Origin of the sequence: Cellulomonas septica, from assembly GCF_012396155.1 — a bacterium.
Classification (GTDB): Bacteria; Actinomycetota; Actinomycetes; order Actinomycetales; family Cellulomonadaceae; genus Cellulomonas; species Cellulomonas septica.
Genome location: NZ_JAAXOY010000146.1, coordinates 1 through 6,612 on the forward strand (window position 1 = coordinate 1; position 6,612 = coordinate 6,612).

The window sequence follows — 6,612 nt, forward strand, 5'->3', positions numbered from 1 at the left end:
GGCCGACCCGGCCGGCGCCCGCGTCAACGTGCCGGACCTCGACGCGGCCGTGAGCGACAGCGGCCAGGACGGACCGTCGACCGGACCCCGCGGGGTCGCCGGACAGGAGGACCAGGCGTGAGCCTCACCCACTACCTCGTCCTCGCCACGATCCTCTTCACGATCGGGGCGACGACGGTGCTGCTGCGGCGCAACGCGATCATCGTGTTCATGGGCGTCGAGCTCATGCTCAACGCGACGAACCTGCTGCTCGTGACGTTCTCGCGGATCCACGGCGCGCTGACGGGCCAGGTCCTGGCGTTCTTCGTCATGGTCGTCGCCGCCGCGGAGGTCGTCGTCGGCCTCGCGATCATCGTCGCGATCTTCCGTACCCGCCGCTCGGCCTCGGTCGACGACGTGAACCTGCTCAAGAGCTGAGGGGCGGCCCGTGCACACCCTGACCACCCTCGCTGCGACGCTGCCCGCGCACCTGCGGGCGGACACGATCGCGCCCGCCACGGAGACCGTGCAGGCCGGTGTCTTCCTCGTGGGCCCGCTGCTCATCGGCCTGCCGCTGCTGTCGGCCGCGGTCCTGCTGCTGCTCGGCCGCCGCGCCGACCGCTGGGGCCACTGGCTCGGCGTCCTCGCCTCGGCCGGTGCGTTCGTCGCCGGTGCGGTCGCGTTCCTCGCGCTGCTCGGCCGCCCGGCGGACCAGCGCGTCGTCGTCGTCGACCTCGGCCGGTGGCTCGACGCGGGAGCGTTCCACGTCGACGCGGGCTTCCGCCTGGACCCGCTGTCGCTGACGTTCGTGCTGCTCGTGACGTTCGTCGGGACGCTCATCCACGTCTACTCCGTGGCGTACATGGAGCACGACGACGCGCGGCGCCGGTTCTTCGCGTACCTCAACCTGTTCGTCGCGGCGATGCTGCTGCTCGTCCTCGCCGACTCCTACCTCCTGCTGTTCGTCGGCTGGGAGGGCGTGGGACTCGCGTCGTACCTGCTCATCGGGTTCTGGAACCACCGGACGCCGTACGCGGTCGCCGCGAAGAAGGCGTTCGTCGCCAACCGCGTCGGCGACATCGGGCTCATCGTCGCGATGGGCCTCATGGTCGCCCAGTTCGGGGCGCTCGACTTCGACACCGTCCTCGGCGGTGCGTCGGAGCTGTCCGAGGGCACCGCGACCGCGATCGGCCTCATGCTGCTGCTCGCCGCGTGCGGCAAGTCGGCGCAGTTCCCGCTGCAGTCCTGGCTCGGCGACGCGATGGCCGGCCCGACCCCGGTGTCGGCGCTCATCCACGCCGCCACGATGGTCACCGCGGGCGTCTACCTCATCGTCCGCAGCGGTGCGATCTTCGACGCGGCGCCCACGGCGCAGCTCGTCGTCGTGGTCGTCGGCGCGATCACCCTCCTGTTCGGGGCGATCGTCGGCTGCGCGAAGGACGACATCAAGAAGGCGCTGGCCGCCTCCACGATGTCCCAGATCGGCTACATGGTGCTCGCCGCGGGCCTCGGCCCGGTCGGCTACGCGTTCGCGATCTTCCACCTCGTGACGCACGGCTTCTTCAAGGCGGGCATGTTCCTGGGCGCCGGGTCGGTCATGCACGCGATGGACGACCAGGTCGACATGCGTCGCTTCGGCGGCCTCGCGCGCTACATGACGATCACGTGGCTCACGTTCATGGCCGGCTGGCTCGCGATCCTCGGCGTCCCGCCGTTCGCCGGGTTCTTCAGCAAGGACAAGATCATCGAGGCCGCGTTCGTGCCCGTCGACGGCCAGCCGTGGCGCGCGTGGGTGTTCGGCACGGTCGCGCTGCTCGGCGCCGGCATCACCGCGTTCTACATGTCGCGCCTGTTCTTCATGACGTTCGAGGGCGAGCGGCGCTGGGCTCCCAAGGCCGACGGCTCGGCGCAGCACCCGCACGAGGCGCCGCCGCTCATGACGTGGCCCATGATCATCCTCGCCGTCGGGTCGGTCGGCCTGGGCCTCGTGCTCGGGCTCGGCGGCCGGTTCGTCACGTGGCTCGAGCCCGTGACCGGGCACGTCGAGCACGAGGAGCCCGTGCTGCCCGCGTGGTCGCTCATCGCCCTCACGCTCGCCGTCGTCGTGGTCGGCGTCGTGCTCGCGTGGCGCCGCTACGCGGTGTCGCAGGTCCCGGTCGTCCCGCCGCTCGGCACCGCGCTCACCCGCGCGGCCCGCGTCGACCTCTACCAGGACTCGGTCAACGACGCGCTGCTCGTCGAGCCCGGCCAGCACCTCACCCGGTCCCTCGTCTTCGCCGACCGCGCGGTCGTCGACGGCACGGTCACCGGCGTCGGCCGCGCGACGGTCGGCCTCGGCGACCTGGCCCGCCGGGTGCAGACCGGCTATGTCCGCTCCTACGCCGCGACGACCGTGATCGGCCTGGTCGTGCTCGTCGTCGCCGTCCTGGTCACCCAGAGCTGAGGGAGAGCCCCCACCGATGTCGACCTCCTTCCCCTGGCTGACCGCGCTGGTCGTGCTGCCCGTCCTCGGAGCGGTCGCCCTGTGGGCGCTGCCCGCGGGCTGGCGCGGCCGGACCCGCGCGGTGGCGCTCGGGTTCGCGATCGCCGAGCTCGTCCTCGCCGTCGGCGCGCTGCTCGCGTTCGACACCGCGGACGCCGCCGTCCACCAGCTCACCGAGACCCACTCCTGGATCCCCGCGCTGGGCGTCTCGTACGCCGTCGGCGTCGACGGCGTCGGGCTCGTGCTCGTGCTCATGTCCGTCGTGCTCGTGCCGCTCGTCGTCCTGGCGGCGTGGCGCGAGCAGGGCTCGCTGACGGTGCCCACGGACCGCCTGCGGCAGTACCTCGCGCTGGTCCTGCTGCTCGAGGCGTTCATCGTCCTCGTGTTCGCGGCGCGCGACGTGTTCCTCTTCTACGTCGTCTTCGAGGCGATGCTCATCCCCGTCTACTTCATGATCGGGATGTTCGGCGGGGAGCAGCGCCGGTACGCGGCCGTGAAGTTCCTGCTGTACTCGCTCGCCGGCGGGCTCGTCATGCTGGTCGGCGTCATCGCGCTGTACCTCAACGGGCCGCGCGGCGCGGACGGCTTCCTCACCGAGAACCTCACGGGCCTGGCGCTCGACCCGACGCTCGAGAAGTGGCTGTTCCTCGCGTTCTTCCTGGCGTTCGCGATCAAGGCCCCGATGTTCCCCGTGCACACGTGGCTGCCCGACGCGGCGCAGCAGGCGCCGGCCGGGACGTCCACGCTGCTCGTCGGCGTGCTCGACAAGGTCGGCACGTTCGGGATGCTCACGCTCTGCCTGCCGCTGTTCCCCGACGCGTCCCGCTGGGCGGCGCCGGTGATCATCGTGCTCGCGGTCGTGTCGATCCTCTACGGCGCGCTGCTCGCGATCGGGCAGAAGGACATGATGCGGCTCGTCGCGTACACGTCGGTGTCGCACTTCGGCTTCATCGTGCTCGGCATCTTCGCGTTCTCCGCGACGTCGATCGCGGGGTCGTCGTTCTACATGGTCAACCACGGCCTCTCGACGGGCGGGCTGTTCCTGCTCGTCGGGTTCCTCGCGGCGCGGCGCGGGTCGCAGCAGATCGCCGACTTCGGCGGGCTGCAGAAGGTCGTCCCGGTGCTCGCGGGCACGTTCCTCGTCATCGGCCTGTCCGCGCTGTCGCTGCCCGGCCTGTCGACGTTCGTCAGCGAGTTCCTCGTGCTGGTCGGCACGTTCACGCGCCACCCGGCGGCGTCGATCGTCGCGACCTTCGGCGTGGTGCTCGCCGCGATCTACGTGCTGTGGACCTACCAGCGGGTGTTCACGGGCCCGGTCCGCGAGGAGCTCGTCGCCACGCCCGACCTCGACACGCGCGAGCGGTGGGTCGTCGGCCCGCTCATCGCGCTCATGCTCGTCTTCGGCTTCGTGCCGGGCCCCGCGCTCGACCTCGTCCGGCCGCCGGCGGACCTCACGCTCCAGCAGGTCGGCGTCGAGCCGTACGTCGCACCCCACGGCGCCCAGGAAGGGACCGACAAGTGAACGCGTTCACCGCGCCCGAGATCCCGTGGTCGCTGCTGAGCCCGGCGCTCATCGTCCTGCTCGCCGCGGTCGCGGGCGTGCTGGTCGAGGCGTTCGTCCCGGCCCGCGTGCGGCGGCCCGTGCAGGTCACGCTCGGCCTCGCGGCTCCCGCGGCGGCCCTCGTCGCCGTCGCGGCGCTGTGGTCGGGCGTCGCGTCCGACGGCGGCACCGCGGTCGTCGGCGGCTCGCTGATCGTCGACGGCCCGACGCTCGTCCTGCAGGGCACGATCGCGCTGCTCGCGCTGCTGTCGATCCTGGTCGTCGCCGACCGCACGGACACCGGCGAGGACGCCTTCGCGCCGTCCGCCGCGGCCGTGCCGAGCTCGGACTACGAGGAGCTCGCGCGTCGCCGCGGCCTCCAGCAGACCGAGGTCTACCCGCTGCTGCTGTTCGCGGTCGGCGGCATGCTGATCTTCCCCGCCGCGGGCGACCTGCTGACGCTGTTCGTCGCGCTCGAGGTCCTGTCGCTGCCGCTGTACCTGCTGACCGGCATGGCCCGCCGTCGCCGCCTGCTCTCGCAGGAGGCCGCGATGAAGTACTTCCTGCTCGGTGCGTTCGCGTCCGCGATCATGCTGTTCGGCATCGGCCTGCTGTACGGCTACTCCGGCTCGCTGCGGTACTCGGAGATCGCCGACCAGGCGCTCCAGGTCACGGGCGTGGACGGGCTGCTGCTCGTCGGTGCGGTGCTCGTGCTCACCGGCCTGCTGTTCAAGGTCGGCGCCGTGCCGTTCCACATGTGGACCCCGGACGTCTACCAGGGCGCCCCGACGCCCATCACCGGCTTCATGGCCGCGTGCACCAAGGTCGCCGCGTTCGGTGCGCTGCTGCGCCTCGTCTACGTGGTCCTGCCGGACCTCGAGTGGGACCTGTCGGTCGTGCTGTGGACCGTCGCGATCGCGACCATGGTCGTCGGCACCGTCGCCGCGCTCGTGCAGACCGACGTCAAGCGCATCCTCGCGTACTCGTCGATCGCGCACGCGGGCTTCATCCTCACGGGCATCGTCGCGCTCGACGAGTCCGCGATCCCGGCCGTGCTGTTCTACCTGCTGGCCTACGGCGCGGCGACGATCGGCGCGTTCGGCATCGTCTGGCTCGTGCGCGAGCGGTCGTCGGGCACCGGCGACGAGCCCGGGCCGGTGCTCGGCGAGGCGACCCGGCTGTCGCAGTGGACCGGCCTGGGACGCACCAACCCGCTCCTCGCGGTCACGTTCGCGCTGTTCCTGCTGTCGTTCGCAGGGATCCCGCTCACCGCCGGCTTCATCGGGAAGTTCGCGGTGTTCTCGGCCGCCGTCGAGGGCGGCGCCTGGCCGCTCGCCGTCGTCGGCGTGCTGTCGTCCGCCGCGGCCGCGTTCTTCTACGTCCGCATCATCGTGCTCATGTTCTTCGGCGGCGCCGGCGACGGGGCCGACGAGGTGACCGGGGGAGCGGCCGCGACCGTCGCGGACGAGCCCGTCGAGGCACCGACGCCCGCGGGGACCACCGCGACCGCGACCCTCGTGGAGAAGGCCACGGCCACCACCACGACGGTCGTCGGGAGCGAGGGCTTCGCGGTCGTCGCGATCGCCGTGTGCGCGGTGCTCACCGTCGTGCTCGGCATCGTCCCGTCGCCCGTCCTCGACCTCATCGGCGACGTCGCGCAGCTCCTGCCGTGACGCGGCCGCGCGGGGTGTCCGACCCACCCGCGCGGGGAAGATAGGTTCGTGCCGTGACCACGACGACCGCCATCGCTCTGGCGGACCCTGCTCTGAGCGCGCGCCTCACCGACCGGCTGGCGCTCGTCGAGGAACGCCTGCGCGACTCCGTCACGCACGCCGACCAGCTCGCCGACGACGCCTCCCGGCACCTCGTCAACGCGGGCGGCAAGCGGCTGCGGCCGCTGCTCACCCTCCTCACGGCCGAGCTGGGCGACGGCGCGCGGCGCGAGGTCGTCGACGCGGCCACGGTCGTCGAGCTCACGCACCTCGCGACGCTGTACCACGACGACGTCATGGACTCCGCGCCGCTGCGCCGCGGGGCACCCAGCGCGCACGAGGTGTGGGGCAACTCCGTCGCGATCCTCACGGGCGACCTGCTGTTCGCGCGCGCGTCCGCGACCGTCGCGGGCCTCGGCCCCGACGCGGTCCGCATCCAGGCCGCGACGTTCGAGCGGCTGTGCCTGGGCCAGCTGCACGAGACCGTGGGCCCGCGCCCCGACGAGGACCCCGTCGCGCACTACCTCCAGGTGCTCGCGGACAAGACCGCGTCGCTCGTCGCGACGTCCGCCCGCTTCGGTGCCATGTTCGCCGGCTGCCGACCCGACGTCGTCCGGACCGTCACGGCCTTCGGCGAGAAGATCGGCGTCGCGTTCCAGCTCGCCGACGACGTCATCGACCTCACCTCCGACGGTGCCGTGACCGGCAAGACCCCCGGCACCGACCTGCGCGAGCGCGTCCCGACGATGCCCGCCCTGCTCCTGCGTGCCCGCGCCGCCGCACCCGACGCGTCACCCGACGACGTCGCGCTCGTGGCGCAGCTCGACGCCGACCTGTCCGGTGACGACGCCCTCGCGGCGGCCGTCGCGGCCCTGCGGGCGCACCCCGTCGTCGAGGAG

5 protein-coding genes are annotated in these 6,612 nt (G+C 72.4%); all 5 read left to right on the forward strand.

What is annotated here, in order from left to right; all coding sequences use genetic code 11:
• The first annotated feature begins 117 nt into the window (after nt 1-117).
• Nucleotides 118-417, forward strand: a complete 300-nt coding sequence (gene nuoK / locus HGA02_RS07670; RefSeq protein ID WP_124343911.1) for an NADH-quinone oxidoreductase subunit NuoK — start codon at nt 118-120, stop codon at nt 415-417.
• Between the two features lie 10 nt (nt 418-427).
• Nucleotides 428-2,422: an NADH-quinone oxidoreductase subunit L gene (gene nuoL, locus HGA02_RS07675; protein ID WP_168678527.1), complete on the forward strand. Its 1,995-nt coding sequence runs from the start codon at nt 428-430 to the stop codon at nt 2,420-2,422.
• Between the two features lie 16 nt (nt 2,423-2,438).
• A complete protein-coding gene (locus HGA02_RS07680; protein WP_168678528.1) occupies nt 2,439-3,983 on the forward strand; it encodes an NADH-quinone oxidoreductase subunit M in 1,545 nt (514 codons plus the stop codon).
• The gene (nuoN, locus tag HGA02_RS07685) at nt 3,980-5,674 is read left to right on the forward strand and encodes an NADH-quinone oxidoreductase subunit NuoN (RefSeq protein WP_168678529.1); all 1,695 of its coding nucleotides are present in this window, start codon (nt 3,980-3,982) and stop codon (nt 5,672-5,674) included. The genes HGA02_RS07680 and nuoN overlap by 4 nt, the downstream gene beginning before the upstream one ends.
• A gap of 53 nt (nt 5,675-5,727) precedes the next feature.
• On the forward strand, nt 5,728-6,612 hold an 885-nt coding region (locus HGA02_RS07690), incomplete at its 3' end, for a polyprenyl synthetase family protein (RefSeq protein WP_168678530.1).

Bases quoted from the DNA above. Each gene is read 5' to 3' on its own strand.
- HGA02_RS07680 (WP_168678528.1), top strand. From the start codon at position 2,439: ATGTCGACCTCCTTCCCCTGGCTGACCGCGCTGGTCGTGCTGCCCGTC.